Source organism: Pedobacter sp. ISL-64, from assembly GCF_018613605.1.
Lineage (GTDB): Bacteria > Bacteroidota > Bacteroidia > Sphingobacteriales > Sphingobacteriaceae > Pedobacter.
In genome coordinates this window covers 1-16,485 of record NZ_JAGGPU010000009.1, presented here as the reverse complement: position 1 = coordinate 16,485, position 16,485 = coordinate 1, and the positions used below count along the sequence as shown (strand labels likewise).

The 16,485-nt window shown below is 37.8% G+C and carries 14 protein-coding genes; 5 read left to right on the top strand and 9 right to left on the bottom strand.

Annotation, left to right across the window (positions count from 1 at the left end):
• Nucleotides 1-21 precede the first annotated feature (21 nt).
• Nucleotides 22-669, top strand: coding sequence for a hypothetical protein (locus tag J7E57_RS13360; protein WP_215124989.1), 648 nt, complete (start codon nucleotides 22-24; stop codon nucleotides 667-669).
• Nucleotides 670-690: 21 nt separating this feature from the next.
• Here J7E57_RS13360 and J7E57_RS13355 read toward each other — a convergent pair whose 3' ends face one another.
• Complete coding sequence (locus J7E57_RS13355; protein WP_215124990.1) at nucleotides 691-2,514, bottom strand: tetratricopeptide repeat protein; 1,824 nt, start codon at nucleotides 2,512-2,514, stop codon at nucleotides 691-693.
• A gap of 228 nt (nucleotides 2,515-2,742) precedes the next feature.
• Between J7E57_RS13355 and J7E57_RS13350 the strand changes: the two genes are divergently transcribed.
• From J7E57_RS13350 to J7E57_RS13340, 3 genes are all read left to right on the top strand, one after another.
• Nucleotides 2,743-4,626 (top strand): S9 family peptidase, encoded by a 1,884-nt coding sequence (locus tag J7E57_RS13350; RefSeq protein WP_215124991.1) that lies wholly within the window; start codon nucleotides 2,743-2,745, stop codon nucleotides 4,624-4,626.
• A 3-nt stretch (nucleotides 4,627-4,629) separates the two neighbouring features.
• Complete coding sequence (locus J7E57_RS13345) at nucleotides 4,630-6,303, top strand: sensor histidine kinase (RefSeq protein ID WP_215124992.1); 1,674 nt, start codon at nucleotides 4,630-4,632, stop codon at nucleotides 6,301-6,303.
• Nucleotides 6,304-6,395: 92 nt separating this feature from the next.
• On the top strand, nucleotides 6,396-7,085 hold the full coding sequence (locus J7E57_RS13340; protein WP_029274172.1) for a response regulator transcription factor: 690 nt from the start codon (nucleotides 6,396-6,398) through the stop codon (nucleotides 7,083-7,085).
• A gap of 99 nt (nucleotides 7,086-7,184) precedes the next feature.
• Here J7E57_RS13340 and J7E57_RS13335 read toward each other — a convergent pair whose 3' ends face one another.
• From J7E57_RS13335 to J7E57_RS13315, 5 genes are all read right to left on the bottom strand, one after another.
• Nucleotides 7,185-8,435, bottom strand: coding sequence for a metallophosphoesterase (locus J7E57_RS13335; RefSeq protein ID WP_215124993.1), 1,251 nt, complete (start codon nucleotides 8,433-8,435; stop codon nucleotides 7,185-7,187).
• A 59-nt stretch (nucleotides 8,436-8,494) separates the two neighbouring features.
• A complete protein-coding gene (locus J7E57_RS13330; protein ID WP_215124994.1) occupies nucleotides 8,495-9,241 on the bottom strand; it encodes an AAA family ATPase in 747 nt (248 codons plus the stop codon).
• Nucleotides 9,242-9,246: 5 nt separating this feature from the next.
• The gene (locus tag J7E57_RS13325; RefSeq protein WP_215124995.1) at nucleotides 9,247-10,734 is read right to left on the bottom strand and encodes a sigma 54-interacting transcriptional regulator; all 1,488 of its coding nucleotides are present in this window, start codon (nucleotides 10,732-10,734) and stop codon (nucleotides 9,247-9,249) included.
• Nucleotides 10,735-10,894: 160 nt separating this feature from the next.
• Nucleotides 10,895-11,992, bottom strand: a complete 1,098-nt coding sequence (locus J7E57_RS13320) for a vWA domain-containing protein (RefSeq protein WP_215124996.1) — start codon at nucleotides 11,990-11,992, stop codon at nucleotides 10,895-10,897.
• A 114-nt stretch (nucleotides 11,993-12,106) separates the two neighbouring features.
• The gene (locus J7E57_RS13315; protein ID WP_215124997.1) at nucleotides 12,107-12,985 is read right to left on the bottom strand and encodes a carbohydrate kinase family protein; all 879 of its coding nucleotides are present in this window, start codon (nucleotides 12,983-12,985) and stop codon (nucleotides 12,107-12,109) included.
• 93 nt (nucleotides 12,986-13,078) lie between these two features.
• On the opposite strand from J7E57_RS13315, the gene J7E57_RS13310 reads away from it, so the two are divergent.
• Nucleotides 13,079-13,504: a YybH family protein gene (locus tag J7E57_RS13310; protein WP_215124998.1), complete on the top strand. Its 426-nt coding sequence runs from the start codon at nucleotides 13,079-13,081 to the stop codon at nucleotides 13,502-13,504.
• Between the two features lie 193 nt (nucleotides 13,505-13,697).
• Here J7E57_RS13310 and J7E57_RS13305 read toward each other — a convergent pair whose 3' ends face one another.
• The 3 genes from J7E57_RS13305 to J7E57_RS13295 all read right to left on the bottom strand — a co-directional run bounded on the left by J7E57_RS13305 (nucleotide 13,698) and on the right by J7E57_RS13295 (nucleotide 16,207).
• Entirely contained in the window at nucleotides 13,698-14,312 is a 615-nt protein-coding gene (locus J7E57_RS13305; protein ID WP_251029911.1) for a sugar O-acetyltransferase, read from the bottom strand.
• Between the two features lie 103 nt (nucleotides 14,313-14,415).
• Complete coding sequence (locus J7E57_RS13300; protein ID WP_029274179.1) at nucleotides 14,416-15,294, bottom strand: cupin-like domain-containing protein; 879 nt, start codon at nucleotides 15,292-15,294, stop codon at nucleotides 14,416-14,418.
• A 127-nt stretch (nucleotides 15,295-15,421) separates the two neighbouring features.
• Complete coding sequence (locus J7E57_RS13295; protein WP_215124999.1) at nucleotides 15,422-16,207, bottom strand: DUF3050 domain-containing protein; 786 nt, start codon at nucleotides 16,205-16,207, stop codon at nucleotides 15,422-15,424.
• Nucleotides 16,208-16,485: the final 278 nt, after the last annotated feature.

Below are 16,485 nucleotides of genomic sequence, written 5' to 3'. Positions count from 1 at the left end.
ATAAATTAGCTACTCTCAAAAATGAAATTTTTAATAAAGGCCATCGTATTTCTAAAGCATTTTGGAATCATTTATCGGTTTATCGGTTTGGGTATTACAATAGCATTCATTATTGAAGCTGTTCCAGATCTGATTTTCAATCATCAAATTAAGAATATAAAGAATTATACACTTGCAGAAGTAAAAAGTATAGGAGCTGGAAAACTGCCCAGGTACTTTGGAGTTGCTGATGTAAGCGCATACGGAGATCTCTATGTCGAAAATTTAAGCGTTAAAGATGGAGATACTACGCTTTCGGCAATTACCTATCCGGTTTACCAAAATGATGAGAACGTAGCTAACTTGAAAAATATAGAATGTTTTGTCGTAGTTATAGACGACAAAGTAAATAGGGAAGATTTAGCAGACTATTTTACGAAAAATGCTCATATCAAAGGCAAGTTTGATAATGAGGTGATTAATGAGGAAAGTAAAAAAATCCTTGTTGAAGGAGGCTATAATATTTCTGATAAATGCATCGTTTTAACCAAAGGATCTGCTCCATTTGCAACAGGGGTATGTCTCTTTGTTATCGTATGTTCACTAATCGGTTTCGCTGCAATTGCTCTTTCTTTTTTGTCTGCCGAAAAATTAGAAAGCATTTTCAAAAGTAAAACGATTATCATGTAATGATTAACATTTGCTACTGGTTTAAACTCCGTCACCGCGTAAATTCCTAAACCTTTTCCTGGCTTCGGCACTGAACATGCTCCCCGGGTAATCCGTAATCAGTTTCTGGAAATAGATTTTGGCCTGTGCAATGTCGTTCAATTTCTTTTCATAAAGATCGCCCAATGTAAAAAGCGCATCGTCTGTCCAAATCCCATCTTTAAAATCTTCAGTTACCTTTTTCAAGATATCGGCTGCCTTTTGGAAATCGTTGGCTTTGATGAGAATTCTTGCCTTACTCATCATTATCGCGTCGGTTAGGCTATTTTGTGGAAACGCTACCGCAATACTATCCATTTTTTTAACTGCTCGTTCAGGGAGGTTTCTGAATAAAAGCATCTCTGCATCGGCATACATTTTTAGTGCGTTGCTATCAGCAGGGGTTTGAATATTATCGTTAATCAGTAAACTCAGATTCAGCGCATCGTTTGCAATGAGTTGTGAAGTCGCAGCCTTTAAAACCAGGCATTGGCCATTGCTGTATTCGAAATTACCCTGATAAAATGAAAGTTTAGCGCTTCTGAAACGTGCCTCATTTCCTACGGGTTGTCCTTCAAATTGTTTGCTCACTTGCTCGTATACTAAAAAAGCTTCCCAGGGTTGGTTGGTTAAAATATAGATATCGCCTAAATCGAGTTTCAGTTGGCCTAACTCCTGATCGTTAATGCCAGGCATTTTTATGGCTTCTTCCAGCTCTTTTTCTGCACTACTGGGTTGATTTAAATAGTAAGCCTGCAAGTTTGCGAGTTTTTTTATCGCGAAAAGTGTGTTTCTGTTCTTACCGTTTTCGTCCAGTAAGGCCTGATAATCTTTCGCTAACAGATCAAGATCGGCTACTGTATATTTCCCGTTGGTACGCAGGTTATACTTGGTGTTCAGCATTTCTATTTTTGAAGGAAGATAATACTGGTTATCCTTTCCTTTAGTTAACAGGTAATCGTAAGCTTTAATCGCTGTTTCGTATGCGCCATTGTCAACAAATGTATAAATGGCATTAAACAAGGTGCCTCCATCAGCTTTGGTGCGTTTATCGTATGCAATTAGTTGGCGCAGGGCCATATCAAATTCCTGTTGTTGAATATAGTTCCAGGTGAGTAACTGAATATAAATTTCGGCATCGGGCTCTTTCTGTATTTTCTTTAAAATGGCTGCCTGAAAGGTTTGGTAATCGTTTTTGTCCTCAAAAATAGATGCCAGTACGGCTTCAGCCTGCGGTAAAAGCTGCGGCATGGTGCCCATGGCATCAAGGTACTCTTGCATGAGCATGGGCTTATCCTTTTTAAAACGGTAGATATTTAATAGCTCAAAGGCAAAGAGTTGATCGTTGCCCAACAGTTTTCTTCCCTGCTTAAAAGTTTGAACCGCAAATTCATAATTTTCAAAACGATAAAAACTATTGGCTAAATTCCGGATCTTAAATTCATCTTTCGGAAGTTTATTAATTACGTCGGTAAAAATCTTGTTTGCCGCTTGCACATCACCCTTCTCCTGATAAAGTTTGCCCAATGCTATTGGATAAACATCACCCTGTGGATTTTTTTTTATTTCCCTTTTAACCACTTTCTCCGCAACATCGTAACGCTTCAATTTTACCAATGTATTAAAGTAAATATCGAAATAGGCTTCGTTATTGGGTATGGCATAAAGTTTTTCCAGTAGCACAACTGCTTTTTCATAATCTCCATCATTATAGTATTGAATGGCCAAGCTACTTTCATCAGGTGTAATCTGTTGATTGGGACGGAAGATTTGTGCATTGGCCCCAAGAGATAGAAATAAGAATATGATGAAAAGCAAGCGGTTCATAAACCCTAAATTATAAGTTTTAAATGTAACATTTTAATACATCTTTAGCTAAAGCATCAATTGATATTAAACGTATTTTAAATGTTACCTGTATTTTATTTTGTAGGTATTTTATAAATACTAAATTGAACCACGACTTATTATTGATTGCATAAGTAACATTGTTGGTGTAAATCGCAGTTAAGTTGTTATGATACTTATTTTTGTCATCCCGTAAAGGATTTATTTATGCTAAAAAAGATTTTTCTATTGTTAATGGTTGCATTGATCTGGGCCTGTAAAGGCGCTAACGATGATACTATTCCTGTGGACGACTTTTTTAAAACGCAGGATAAAGCCTATTATCGCATTTCTCCGGACGGGAAAAGTCTTTCTTATTTAAAGCTTCATGATAAAAAACTTGATCTTTTTGTTGAAGACCTTGCTACCGGAAATAGTCTTCAGTTAACCCATCTGAATGGGAAGAATATCAGTTTTCATTTCTGGACCAGCAATAACGAGTTGATTTATTATACTGAAGACGAATCTAAAGAGCGTAAATCGGATATTTTCGTGATCAATAAAGATGGAAGCAAGCAGGTTCAGCTGAGTGCAAACGAGAAAAACAGGTTAAGGGTAATAGAAGATCAGTTGATTGATGATAAATACATTATTGTTGCATCCAATAAACGCGATTCGACAGTTTTCGATGTTTACCGCTTAAATGTTCGGAATGGTAAAATGGATATTGCAGCTAAAAACCCTGGCAATATTACCGAATGGATGACAGATAACAGAGGGGTGTTGAAAATTGCTGTAGCGAGTGATGGGGTGAACGAAACTTTAATGTACCGGGAAAACGAAAATCAGGCCTTTGCTCCGGTAATTACCAATAATTTCGAAACCACTTTACAGCCAGTTGCCTTCTCCGAAAGCCAACCTAATATACTTTATGTAATTTCAAATGTAAATAGGGATAAGAATGCACTAGTGGCACTCGATTTAAAAACAGGTAAAGAAAAACAGGTGCTTTTTGCAAACGATACCTTAAATGTAGTAGATGCAAAATATTCGCGCCCAAAAAAGAAAATGCTTTTTGTAACCTGCGAAACCTGGAAAAAGGAAAAATATTATCTTGATGACAGTACCAAAATTACTTATTCGAAAATAGACCGGCTTTTGCCAGGAACCGAATGGAAAATTATGGATAAAGATAAAATGGACAAGGTTTTTGTGGTAAGGACATTTACTGATAAAAATCCAGGTTCTTATTACCTTTATACTGTTAGCGAGAACAAACTTAAAAAACTAACTGATATTAGCCCATCTATTAAACAGGGCGATATGAGTGCCATGAAACCAATCTGTTTTAAAAGTTCTGATAATTTAATCATTAACGGTTATTTAACCCTACCCAAAAATAAAAAGGCTGTTAATTTGCCTGTAGTGGTTCTGCCGCATAATGGCCCTACAGGGAGAAATAGTTGGGGCTATAATGCCGAAGTACAATTTCTGGCTAACCGTGGTTATGCTGTTTTGCAGGTAAACTATCGTGGATCTACCGGTTATGGAAAATCTTTTTATGCTGCTGGCTTTAAGCAGTGGAGCGATAAAATCCAGGAAGACGTTAACGATGGCGTAAAATGGTTAATTGCCAAAAAAATTGCCAATCCTAAAAAAATCGCCATTTATGGCAATGGTTTTGGTGGTTATATTGCATTAAATTGTTTGTATAAAAATCCCGATCTTTATAAATGTGGTGGATCAAATTCAGGAGTAATCAATTTGTTTAGTTACCTGAAAACCATCCCGCCGTTTTTAAAAGCGAATTTGCAGATGTATTATGAAATTGTTGGCAATCCGGTAACAGATACCGATTATATGCGGTTTGCATCACCTGTTTTCCATGCCGACCGGTTTAAAGCGCCTGTTTTTATAGCGCAGAACCCTAAAGATCCTCGTGTTAATGTAGCGGAAGGTGTTCAGTTTATTAAAGAGCTGAAAAAACGGAATGTTCAGGTTACCTATATCGAAAAGGAAGAAGGCCCAAACCCTATAGTACGTCAACAAAGTAGAACGGCTCTGTACAAAGCATTAGAAGAATTTTTACAGGAAAATCTAGGTAAGAAATAGGGTATGGCCTTAGATAAAAAAAGTGGATATCGTAAAAATTTCTCGCTCGGTATAACCTTCATTGTACTCATTTCCATTCTTTTTATTCTATCGCTTTTTTTAGCGTTTAACTACAGCAAGAAATCGATTGAGAACGATTTTGTATCTGAGAAAGTAAACGTGCTAGAGCAGAGTATTAAGCCTTATAACGATTTCTTTCAGAATAAAATGCCCGAGATTTCGTATTATAGCGGCTTTTTAGATTCTTCTACAGCAGCAAAGTTTGTAGATACCGTGATGTTAAAATATCCTTTTATCTCGAAGGTTACTTTTTACGATACAGAGGTAAAGAATGTTCCCGTAAAAGATGGGATCAATGCAAACCACTTAGGTATTGGCCCTAAATCTATTTTTCAGTTTGGTAAAGGTATTAAGCCCGATTCGGTAAAATTATATTCAGAAGATGATACCAGATCTTTTAATGTGGGGAGCGATTTTAATGCAATAGCCATAAAACTTGCCACTTTTGTTGAGGATCTGGATACAGCATCGGTACCTACACAAGAGGAATTGTTTACTAATTTTTCTATCGTTAACTCGAATGAAAATAAAATCACCTATTTAAATATTCCCCGCCGGGAAGATTTAAGGGCCTATAAAGATATGATCAGACGGAAATTAAATCCAGCGCCTGTTTATCAACAGGATGTACTGGTTTTTAATCTCGATGCACATAAAATAAAGATCATCAATACCAGACCATTGCTGTACCAAACGATCAGGATTGAGCCGTTGACTTACGATCCGATTGATACTTCTGACGAAAATATTAATACCGAAATTGCTCTGCCGGGTGCATTTTCTGATTTTAAGTTATACCTTATTTCATCAAGATCTTACATCAAGAAAGAAATTTTTATTTACTTCATGCCGATCGCCCTGGTGCTTTTACTGGTATACGGCGTACTTTTATTGGTTGCTTTTTTGATTTACCGTAACCTGAATATCAATAGCAAAATGTTTAAGCTGCAGTACGATTTTGTGAATAACCTTACGCATGAGTTTAAAACGCCCGTCAGCGTGATTAAGATTGCGGGAAACAATATTAAAAGTGCTACTACATTAAGCCAGAGGGAACAGCAACTTTATGGCAAGATACTGGATGAAGAAGCCGACAAACTGAATGGCTTAATGAACAAATTACTGGCCTTTACGCAGATTGAAAATAAGGCGATTAAACTGAATCAGGAAGAAGTTAATATTGTAGATTTTATTGAAAGTACCATCGAATCGCATACATTAAAACATCCCGATTTTAAGATTACCTATGAGGTGGTGGGCTTTAAAACCTTTATTACCGATCCGGTATTATTGGGGAGTTTATTCGATAATCTGGCAGAGAATGCCTACAAATATTCGAAACCAGAACAGAAAAAATTACACATTAGTGCAAAGTTGATTAAAGGGGTGCTGGTTTTCCGGTTTGCCGATAAGGGAATAGGTATCGCAGCATCAGAATTAAACAATATATTTAAGAAGTTTTTCAGGATTCAGAATGAATATAACCAAATGGGCAGTGTAGGCCTGGGTTTGGCATTCTGCAAAGAACTGGTTAACTTTATGGAGGGAGAAATCTCTGTAAAAAGTAAAGTAGGAAGTGGTACTGAATTTAAGATTGTGCTGCCTTATAATAGTTAAATTTTAGGAATTGGAAGGTTGTAAAGTTGAGCTTAACCCTTTAAACATTACAGCGTTTCAACATTACAACCGCGTATAAAACACACATACAAATGTCAAAAGAAGTAAAAATATTAATTGTAGAAGATGATGAAAATCTTCGCTTTCTTGTGGCCCACCGTTTAAAGGCTGAAGGTTATACTGTGCTTGAAGCAAATGATGGCGAAGCTGGTGAAAGAATGATTGTTGCCGATCAGCCTGATATTGTTTTATTGGATTGGATGATGCCGGGTAAACAGGGCGCCGAAGTTTGCGAAAATGTGCGCAAGCAAGGATTCGAAAACCTGATCATTATGATGACTGCTAAAGCGCAGGATGTTGATAAAATTGACGCCTATAACTTTGGTGCATCTGATTATATCACCAAACCATTTAATATGGATGTTTTGGTTGCGATGTTGGAGAGTAAGGTGAAATTTATTGTGAATAAAGATACGGCCGAAATTCACCGTTTTGGTAATATGGAACATCATCCAAACATCCACACGTTGTTTAGGGATGGAAAGAAGATCGAGTTAACGATATTGGAAAACCGTATCCTCCTTTATTTCTTGCGCAACCCAGGTAAAGTTATCAACCGTGATGAATTGATGTTGGTGGTGTGGGGCTACAACTCTGATGTGAATACCAGAACGCTTGATATGCATATTGTGCGCTTACGTAAGAAGATAGAATTGAACCCTGATAATCCGCAGTTATTACAAACTGTTAGGGGGGTAGGTTATCGCTTTAACGCGGGATAAATATAATTCTTGAATGAGAGAATGATTGAATTAGCGAATGTTTTAGGCCTGATGCCGATATTCTCTCATTCAATCATTCGAAACTCACTTATGTTTGGTCTAAGCCCTCTTCAAAGTAAATATTGTAATCTCAGGTAAAACTCCAACCCTGCCTGGATAACCTAAAAAGCCATAGCCCACATTAACATAAAGCTGTTGTTTTTGCTCCTGGTACAAACCCGCCCATTCCTTGTAAATGTATTGCACCGGGCTCCATTGAACCTCTTTGAAACGAACGCCAAACTGCATTCCGTGGGTATGGCCGCTAAACATGGCATCTATTTGGGGGTATTTCTTTAAAACCTCTCCACGCCAGTGCGAAGGATCGTGACTAAGCAAAAGTTTAACCGGTAAATCGTCTGTATGCTGAACTGCAAGCTCCATTTTTCCATATTTAGGGAAGCGGCCCATTCCCCAGTTTTCGATGCCTAAAATCCCGATTTCTTCTCCATCTACTTTTAATCTCCGGTTTTCGTTCATTAGTAAATCGTATCCCATTACTTTATGCACATCAACCATATCTTTCAGGTTTTTTACCTTGGCAGGAGAAGATTCTTTGCCAAAAAAATAATCACCATAATCGTGGTTTCCCAATGTTGAATATACACCAAGAGGTGCTTTTACTTTCGAAAATATATCCTGATAATCTCTTACCTCGTTGGTAAGGTTATTCACTAAATCACCGGTGAAAAAAACGAAATCGGGTTTCTCGCCCAATAGCATTTCTACACCGCCTTTTACGGCTGTTTTGTTGTAAAAGCTTCCAGAGTGGATATCAGAAATCTGCCCCATGGTAATGCCGTCAAAAGCTTTGGGTAGGTTAGGGAGGATTAAATTTACCCGTCGCACCTGATAATCGTATGCACCGGAAATAATGCCCCAGCTTAATGAAGTTAAGGGTACTGCTGCTGCCACCAATCCGGCTTTAACCAGAAATTCAGAGCGTGAAATGGGTTCTGCTGTTGTATTTTGTGCTGTTGAAACTTCACTTTTTTTGTTCCTCCTGAAAATTTTAATGAATAACCTTCGTAAATCATCCAAGATCAAAAATGGAAGCATAGCCAGTTTACAGGCAACGGTTAAAAAGAAGGCAACCAAAATAATGGCCCTTAACGTAAGGAAAAGGTTGAGGTAAATGCCGCAAAAAACGCCGAAAATCAGAAGTAAGCTATAACTCCAATAGGCAATAGCGAATACTTTTTTAGTAGTCGGTTTCCATTTTTTAAAAACAGCGATAATGGCTTTGAAACAATAAATGTCAAAAGCAATGATGAATATGCAGGCAGCAATGATGAAAGGTAATCTTCCCATACGATCGGGTTATTCGAGTTAAATTAAAAAATAAGACAGGTTCTTTTGACCTGTCTAAATTAAGTATTTGAAGTAAATAAATTATCTAATATTCGTTGAGGGTGATCTAAAAAGGCTTTATAAACCCGATAAACTTCCGATTCCTCGTATTTAACCTTAGCTATTTTATTTTCCGACATTTCGTATATCCAGGCATTGGGGTAGGATAATAAAATCGGAGAGTGTGTTGCGATGATGAATTGGGCATTTTTGTTTACCAGATTATTAATTTTGGATAACATGGCTATTTGTTTTGTAGCAGAAAGCGCCGATTCGGGCTCATCGAGGATATAAACACCATTGCCCCAAAATCGGTTCGTAAATAGCGACCAAAACGATTGTCCGTGAGATTGTTCATGTAAAGATAGCCCGCCATAAGAATCTATAATTTTTGGTCCGCCAGGCTCCTCATCTAGCTTATCAATCTCGCTGGCAACATTGTAAAAACTCTCACCTCTAAGGAAATAACCATCTTTTGGCTTTCTAAAACTTTTTGATATTGTTAAAAAATTATGAAGGTCAGAATGTGTTGCTGTGCTTTTAAAATTGAAATTTTTACCTCCGCCCTCTGCATTGAAACCAAGATAAACTGCAATAGCTTCAATAAGGGTCGATTTTCCAACCCCATTTTCGCCGGTAAAAAATGTAACATTAGGATGGAAGTCTAACTTTTCAAAAGATTTTAAGCACGGAATATTAAACGGATACCCATTAGGAAGGTGCTCTTGTTTTAACCTTAGCGATAAAAGATATCCGTTAAACTCCATTAATTTTATCTGAAATCGTCTTCGTCCTCTTCTTCGTCAAATTCGGCGTTGAATAAACTGCCAAACATATCAGAGAAACCAAAGCCGCCATTTAAATAATTTTTGCTCAATTGCGAGTATTCAGCTAAACCATGCAATACGAACTCCATTAACAATAAAGTTTGATTTTCGCTTAATTTAGGATGAAACTTCTTTACCAGATCGTATAAACTTGGTACCAGCATCAGCGCTTTTTTATACTGTGCATTGGTTAAAGCATCGGTAACATCTACATTGTTGCCTTCCGTAAACCATTCGGTTACTTCGGTATAAGGATTGGCCGTTTTACTTTTCTTTGCTTTTTCAGGATCAGGGAAGTAGCGCGCAAACAACGTTTTAACCGCTTTGCCGATTAAGGTTGTAGCTACATGCGCTGGCCCTTCCAGTTCGCCTTCGTAAACCAGTTCTATTTTTCCCGTTATTGCAGGGATAATCCCGGCCAGGTCAGATAAACGGACAAAAGTATTTTTCTCGCCAGAGATCAGCATTCTTCTTTCGGCAGTGCTGATTAAATTTTCATAGGCCGAAATGGTTAACCTCGCCGAAACGCCCGATTTTTGGTCGATATATTCGCTTTTTCTTGCTTCGAAAGCAATCTGCTCGATTAAATCTTTCACCAAACCATCAGCCTCAATATTGGCTTTTTGATCGGTGGTTAATTTTGCCTCCTGAAAAGTAATTTTGCGCGAAATTTCGATGCTTTTAGGGTAGTGGGTTAAAATCTGACTTTCTATCCTGTCTTTCAAAGGTGTTACAATGCTTCCACGGTTAGTATAATCTTCAGGGTTTGCGGTAAATACAAACTGGATATCCAATGGTAAACGCAGTTTAAAACCGCGGATCTGAATATCTTTTTCCTGTAGCATGTTAAATAATGCCACCTGGATGCGTGCCTGTAAATCAGGAAGTTCATTAATCACGAAAATGCTGCGGTGTGCACGCGGAATTAAACCAAAGTGGATTACACGCTCATCATTATAAGTTAGTTTCAATGTAGCGGCTTTAATGGGATCAACATCGCCGATTAAATCGGCAACGGTAACATCTGGTGTCGCTAGTTTTTCGGTATATCTTTCGCTACGGTGTAACCAGGCGATTTCGGTATCATCGCCTTTTATGGCAATTTCGTTTTTAGCATACCATGAAATTGGATTCAATGGATCATCGAAAATTTCACTTCCGGCAACATATGGCACATATTCGTCCAGTAAGTTTACCATTAAACGGGCAATACGTGTTTTAGCCTGTCCGCGTAATCCCAATAATAAAATATTGTGACGCGATAAAATGGCCGTTTGCAATTCAGGAATCACCGTTTCATCGTAGCCGATAATGCCCTCAAATTCGGTTTTTTTATCGCGGAGAACTTTAATCAGATTTTCCCTAAGCTCTTCCTTTACAGATCTCGATTTATATCCAGTGGTTTTTAATTCGCCTAATGTGGTGTTTTGCATCTTTTAAAATGGGTTTAAGGTTTAGGGTTTAGGGTTTAAGGTTGCAGCACGCAACATCAATCGCTAAATCTTCCCTTGTTTAAATGTTTCTAAGACTCGTTAAATAGGTCTTTTCGGCTTTAGGTTTTACCTTAAACCTTCCACCTTTTGCCCTCTACCTTTATTTAACCGTCTTACGTCTGTTTTTAATGTAATCTTCAAAAATGTATTCGCCCAAGCCATTTAACGAGCTATAAAAAGCCCTGCCGCCATTAATTTCGGTAAACTGGCGAACAAACTGCTGCAGGTAAGGGTCTTTGGCAATCATAAATGTAGTAATCGGAATCTTCAGCCGCTTACATTGGGCAGCCATATTTAAGGTTTTATTAATTACCTTCCTATCCAAACCCATACTATTTTTATAGTATTTGCCATTTTCCTTTAAGCAGGTCGGTTTTCCGTCGGTAATCATGAAAATCTGTTTATTATGCGTTTTCCTGCGACGGAGTAAATCAGCAGCCAATTCTAATCCCGCATAAGTATTCGTATGGTAAGGACCAACCTGTAAATAAGGCAGGTCTTTCACGCTAATTGGCCAGGCGTCATTTCCGAAAACCACAATGTCTAAAGTATCTTTAGGGTATTTCGTTTTAATCAGCTCGGCCAAAGCCATCGCTACTTTTTTAGCTGGGGTAATCCGGTCTTCGCCATATAAGATCATCGAGTGCGAAATATCAATCATCAATACGGTAGATGTTAAGGTTTTAAAATCCTTTTCCTCTACTTCCAGATCGCGATCGGTTAAAGTGAAATCGGCGATGCCATGATTAATCTGGGCATTTTGGATAGAGGCCGTCATATCAATCTGATCCAAACTGTCGCCAAAACTATATTCGCGCCTATCCGCATTTTTCTCTTCACCAATACCCGATTGATTACTGTTGTGGTTGCCCCTTCCCGATTTTTTTAGTTTCCCGAAAATTTCGTCCAAGGCAGATTTGCGAATGGTCTGTTCGGTTTTGGCAGTAATTTTAAACTCTCCGGATTGATTATCCTCAGTAAGATAACCTTTGTCTTTCAGGTCGTCGATAAAATTACCAATGCCATAATCGTTATTGGTTAATTTATATTGTTTGTCGAGCTCATTCAGCCAGCTTAAAGCCTCTGCTGCATCCCCAGCTGTATAATTCAGCAGTTCGCTAAATAATTTCAGCAACTCATCAAACCCACCCTTTGGCGTATCGCCCGGCTTATAATCAGAAAAACGAAAACCTCTCATGTGCTTGTATTAACGATTTATCGAAGATAAAAGTTTCGCTTTGCATTAATTTAAGCGTGGTGTCATATTTGGAAGGTAAAAGAGACCTTATAGGTTTCAAAAACCTATAAGGTCTTATAGCGCCATATGATAAATCTTTTTATTGTACTCTGGATTTGCGCCAGGTTGAGAGGCTACAAATGCCCCAACTTTGCAGGCGTTATCTAATGTGGTCTCCATAGGATAACCTTGTAGGTAAGAGGCAATAAATGTAGCTAAAAAGGCATCGCCGGCACCAACTGTATCGGCCACTTGTACTTTGTAACCAGCATGTTTAAACAACTTGCCATCTTTTAAAACACAGGCACCTTTATCACCAAGCGTGAGGCAGATGATTTCGATATTAAACTGACTGGAAAGTTGTTTTAAAAGTTGCTCATCGGTATTGCCAGTTAAAGCAAACGCTTCTTTCACCCATAAAATTTCATCTTCATTTATTTTTAGGATATCCGCTTTTGCCAAAAGCGTTCCAATTAATTCTTTTGTATAAAAAGGAGCACGGAGGTTTATGTCAAAGATTTTAGTCTTTGCATTTTCTAAGAGCGTAAGGATAGTTTTTTTAGATTCTTTCGCTCTACAGGTTAAGCTGCAATATACCAATGCATCTGCCTGTTTTACGGCGGCTATGTTTTTATCGTTGATTTTGATGTCATCCCATGCTACAGGTTGTTTAATCGTATAAGTGGCCTGATGGTTTTCATCCAACCGCACCACAACCGTACTGGTTGGTAATTCGGCGTTTACTTGGATCAAATCAGTTGCAAAATGATTGCTGGCTAGAAAATCGAATAGCTCTTTTCCATTTTCATCATCACCAATTGCGCTAATAAAACTGCTATCTATACTTTGTTTGTGTAAATTAAGCGCAACGTTCATGCTCGAGCCGCCAGCTTTTTTACCCTCTGGGAAAACATCCCAGAGTATTTCGCCAATTGTGATTACTTTATTTTGCATAGGAGATTTATAGATATGTAAATAAAGAATTTTTACGCATGGAACAAAATAATTTGTTTCTTATCTTTAATTTTTACCTCAACTTAAATAACCATGAAAAGAATACTTGTAATTGCATTGTTTTTAACTTCTTTTAGCGCTTTTGCTCAAAATGCAAATGATAAACAAGCCATACTTAATTTACTCGAAAAGCAGCGCACAGATTGGAACAAAGGCGATGTTGAAGCCTTTATGCAGGGTTATGAAAAATCGGATAGTTTACTTTTCGTAGGTAAAAACGGACCAACTTATGGCTGGCAAAAAACATTGGATAATTATAAAAAGGGTTATCCGGATAAATCGGCAATGGGATTTTTGGTGTTTGGAATTAAAAAGGTCGATTTTTTAAAGCCTGATCTGGCTTTTGTATTGGGCAGCTGGAATGTTAAACGCGAAAAAGATGAACTTAAAGGATATTTCACGCTCCTGATCAGAAAAATTAAAGGAGAATGGAAAGTAGTTGCCGATCATAGTAGCTAAATGATGGAAGATGTGAGATGGGAAATGAATGAGGAAGACAAAGTTGTTTTGGTAGCGAAGCTTCTCCCGGGTCGTCATTTCGAGCGGAGTGCAACGAAGTCGAGAAATCTGTCTAGATAGATCTCTCCATTCCACTGCGTTTCAGTCGAGATGACGCCGTTTAATTAAGTAAAGGTAGGGGATGATGGCTAATTTACTCGCACAGCTTAAAATCCTTATAATAATAATCCTTATCAGTATCTGTTAACTGGCGGATTACCCTGCATGGATTTCCTGCTGCAAAAACATTATCCGGAATATCCCTGGTTACAATACTGCCTGATCCGATTACGACATTCGACCCAATTTTTACCCCGGGGTTAATCACTACATTTCCACCAATCCAAACACTATTGCCAATGGTCACTTCCTGGGCCCATTCATATTCCTGATCGCGTAAATGTGCATGGATAGGATGACCTGCGGTATAAATAGCCACGTTTGGTGCAATGAAAACGCTGTTGCCAATGCGCACCTTGGCGCAATCTAAAATGACAAGATTAAAGTTTGCATAAAAATTATCACCGATTTCAATGTTGTAACCATAATCGCATCTAAATGGAGGCTCTACATAAAACATCCTTTCTGTTTTTCCGAATAACCTTTTTAATAACTCTTTGCGTTGTTTGATAAATTTAGGTGCGAGGTTATTAAACTCGAAAACAATTTCACGCGCTTTTAATCTTTCTTTTGATAGTTCTTCGCCGCCAGCCTGATAAGCTTTGCCGGCCAGCATTTTTTCTTTTTCGCTAAGGATATTGTTTTCCATCTTTGGTATCTGATTTTTAATTCTCCGTGTTTAAACGCAATAATAACAAAAAACGGGGCTATCGTAACCGATGCCCCGTTGTATTTTACTTTTTCAATAATTTCTATGGTCTGCCTTTGGCTAAAGCCCTTTCGGCAATTTTAACTGCTTTTTTCTCTCTCCAGTGGGCGTATTTTTCTTTGAAAGTCATTTTGATTAAACTGTCTATCGCTCCATGGGTAAATAAACTCCAAACACTGGCTACTTTGCGCGTAATTGATTGATCCCAGGCTCTTAAGCTTAAAGAGAACGACCCATCCAGGTATTTCATCCAGTGCCACATTCCGGTTGGCATAAATAAAGTATCGCCATGCTCCAGGAAAACTTCATAACCTTCAACACCATTTAGTGCTGGGAATTTTTCGAAATCAGGGTTAGCCACATCATAATCTTCTAAAGCATAAGTTGCATTTGGCAGGCAATACAATCTGTCTTTCCATTTGTTGTCGAAAAGAACGATGTGTTTTCTACCGCCAAAGTGTGTATGGAAAATATGCGGTAAATCGATATCGTAATGTAAAAAGGTCACCGAGTTAGAACCGCCAAAGAACATAGCAGGCATACTTTCGATAAAACCACCCATTAAATCTTTTGGGATTTTTACATCATTGATTAAACTTGGTACTTTTTTAAACAGGTTAAAAAAGAATATCCTAAGTTCAGTTGGCTCACGTTTGATCAGGTCAAGGTAATCGCCAAATTTCATATGCGCCGTAGCTGCATTAATTGGTTTAGATGGATCGGCTTTTGAGTTGTCGTAAAGTGGAACTTCAAGCTCGCCACCAATTTCTTTTAAATATTCAGTTGTCCATTTTTCTCTGGCAGGCCAGTCTTTAGTTAGGCCCCTGATTACTAACGGACGTTTAGTTTTCAGATAATTTTTCTTAAAATCTTCGGGAGTGATGCTCTCAACGATATCAACAGGTTTTAAAATGAAACTCATGCGCTTAAAATCGGTTATTTGTGCCGAACAACAAATGTGTAAATTTTATTTTACAAAATTGATGTTAACAGGTAAATGTGACTAAAATCACGTAATCTAAATTAGCAAATACTTAACAATTTAGTAATTATGCTTCAACTTTATTTTTAACAATTTCGGCATAGGCTGCGTCCCACAGGTCGATCCTTTTCTGCAAGGCTAGTATTGTGGTCTCTTCTGCTTCGGCCCAAAAGGCTTCATTTTTTTCACAGAGCTTCTCCATCATAGCGAGTGCCAAATGGCTATGGTGATCGCCATCTACTTCGATATGGCGCTCCAGGTAATATTTAAAAATCGAAACTTTATCAGCCTGGGTACTGTTCAGGTCATTTACCATGCTAAAAAACATGTTTGGGATCAGATCCTCGCGACCAAAAGTAAAGCTTGCGGCCTGTAAATGTGTTTTGCCACTGTTAATGGTTTCAAATGTCGCATTAACAAAATCTTTAGCAGTTGCGGGTACATTGGCAATTTCGAAAGCTTCATTAAAGCTTTTGCCATTTTTTAGCTCACTTAAAAAAGCATTGATCGGCTTCGTGTTTGCCCCACATTGATCCATCGCATCTAAATACAGTTCGAAATGACTTTTAATGTTTCCGTGAGCATCTATATCCGATTCTTCACCAGCCACAATTTCATTAATCAATTGCCGGGTAACAGGATCGCCCACCGGGACCCAGGGTAGGGTGGTACAGGTTAAATTTATCTGTAAGGCTTTAAGCAGCGACATGAAATCCCAAACGGCAAAAATGTGGTGTTCCATAAAAACCTGAAGATCTTCCAGTTCACTAATGGCCGAATAAACTTTATGGTTGATGATTTGCTGCCTTAGGGGCTCTATTCTTTCTTGAATTTTAATGATATTCGGATGCATGTACTGAATAATTGAGTTTTGAAAAAGAGAACGGTTGAGTTAAACTAAACACACTCATTCATTAATTCTTTCACTATTTTATTTTGATTGTTCTTTTTTACCGCTTTCCAGCCCTTTTAAAAACAGACCTTTGTTTTTTTAGGTACATAGTTTTGAGATAATTTAATTTATAAAGTCCGCAAAATTAAAGCGTTCAAAGGCATCAAATATATAAAAACGAAAACATGAAAATTAACTGACAATCAAGCCATAGAAGCTGAAAAGGTACTGTCTTTAAA

Bases quoted from the DNA above. Each gene is read 5' to 3' on its own strand.
- J7E57_RS13360 (WP_215124989.1), top strand. From the start codon at position 22: ATGAAATTTTTAATAAAGGCCATCGTATTTCTAAAGCATTTTGGAATC.
- J7E57_RS13355 (WP_215124990.1), bottom strand. From the start codon at position 2,514: ATGAACCGCTTGCTTTTCATCATATTCTTATTTCTATCTCTTGGGGCC.
- J7E57_RS13350 (WP_215124991.1), top strand. From the start codon at position 2,743: ATGCTAAAAAAGATTTTTCTATTGTTAATGGTTGCATTGATCTGGGCC.
- J7E57_RS13345 (WP_215124992.1), top strand. From the start codon at position 4,630: ATGGCCTTAGATAAAAAAAGTGGATATCGTAAAAATTTCTCGCTCGGT.
- J7E57_RS13340 (WP_029274172.1), top strand. From the start codon at position 6,396: ATGTCAAAAGAAGTAAAAATATTAATTGTAGAAGATGATGAAAATCTT.
- J7E57_RS13335 (WP_215124993.1), bottom strand. From the start codon at position 8,435: ATGGGAAGATTACCTTTCATCATTGCTGCCTGCATATTCATCATTGCT.
- J7E57_RS13330 (WP_215124994.1), bottom strand. From the start codon at position 9,241: ATGGAGTTTAACGGATATCTTTTATCGCTAAGGTTAAAACAAGAGCAC.
- J7E57_RS13325 (WP_215124995.1), bottom strand. From the start codon at position 10,734: ATGCAAAACACCACATTAGGCGAATTAAAAACCACTGGATATAAATCG.
- J7E57_RS13320 (WP_215124996.1), bottom strand. From the start codon at position 11,992: ATGAGAGGTTTTCGTTTTTCTGATTATAAGCCGGGCGATACGCCAAAG.
- J7E57_RS13315 (WP_215124997.1), bottom strand. From the start codon at position 12,985: ATGCAAAATAAAGTAATCACAATTGGCGAAATACTCTGGGATGTTTTC.
- J7E57_RS13310 (WP_215124998.1), top strand. From the start codon at position 13,079: ATGAAAAGAATACTTGTAATTGCATTGTTTTTAACTTCTTTTAGCGCT.
- J7E57_RS13305 (WP_251029911.1), bottom strand. From the start codon at position 14,312: ATGGAAAACAATATCCTTAGCGAAAAAGAAAAAATGCTGGCCGGCAAA.
- J7E57_RS13300 (WP_029274179.1), bottom strand. From the start codon at position 15,294: ATGAGTTTCATTTTAAAACCTGTTGATATCGTTGAGAGCATCACTCCC.
- J7E57_RS13295 (WP_215124999.1), bottom strand. From the start codon at position 16,207: ATGCATCCGAATATCATTAAAATTCAAGAAAGAATAGAGCCCCTAAGG.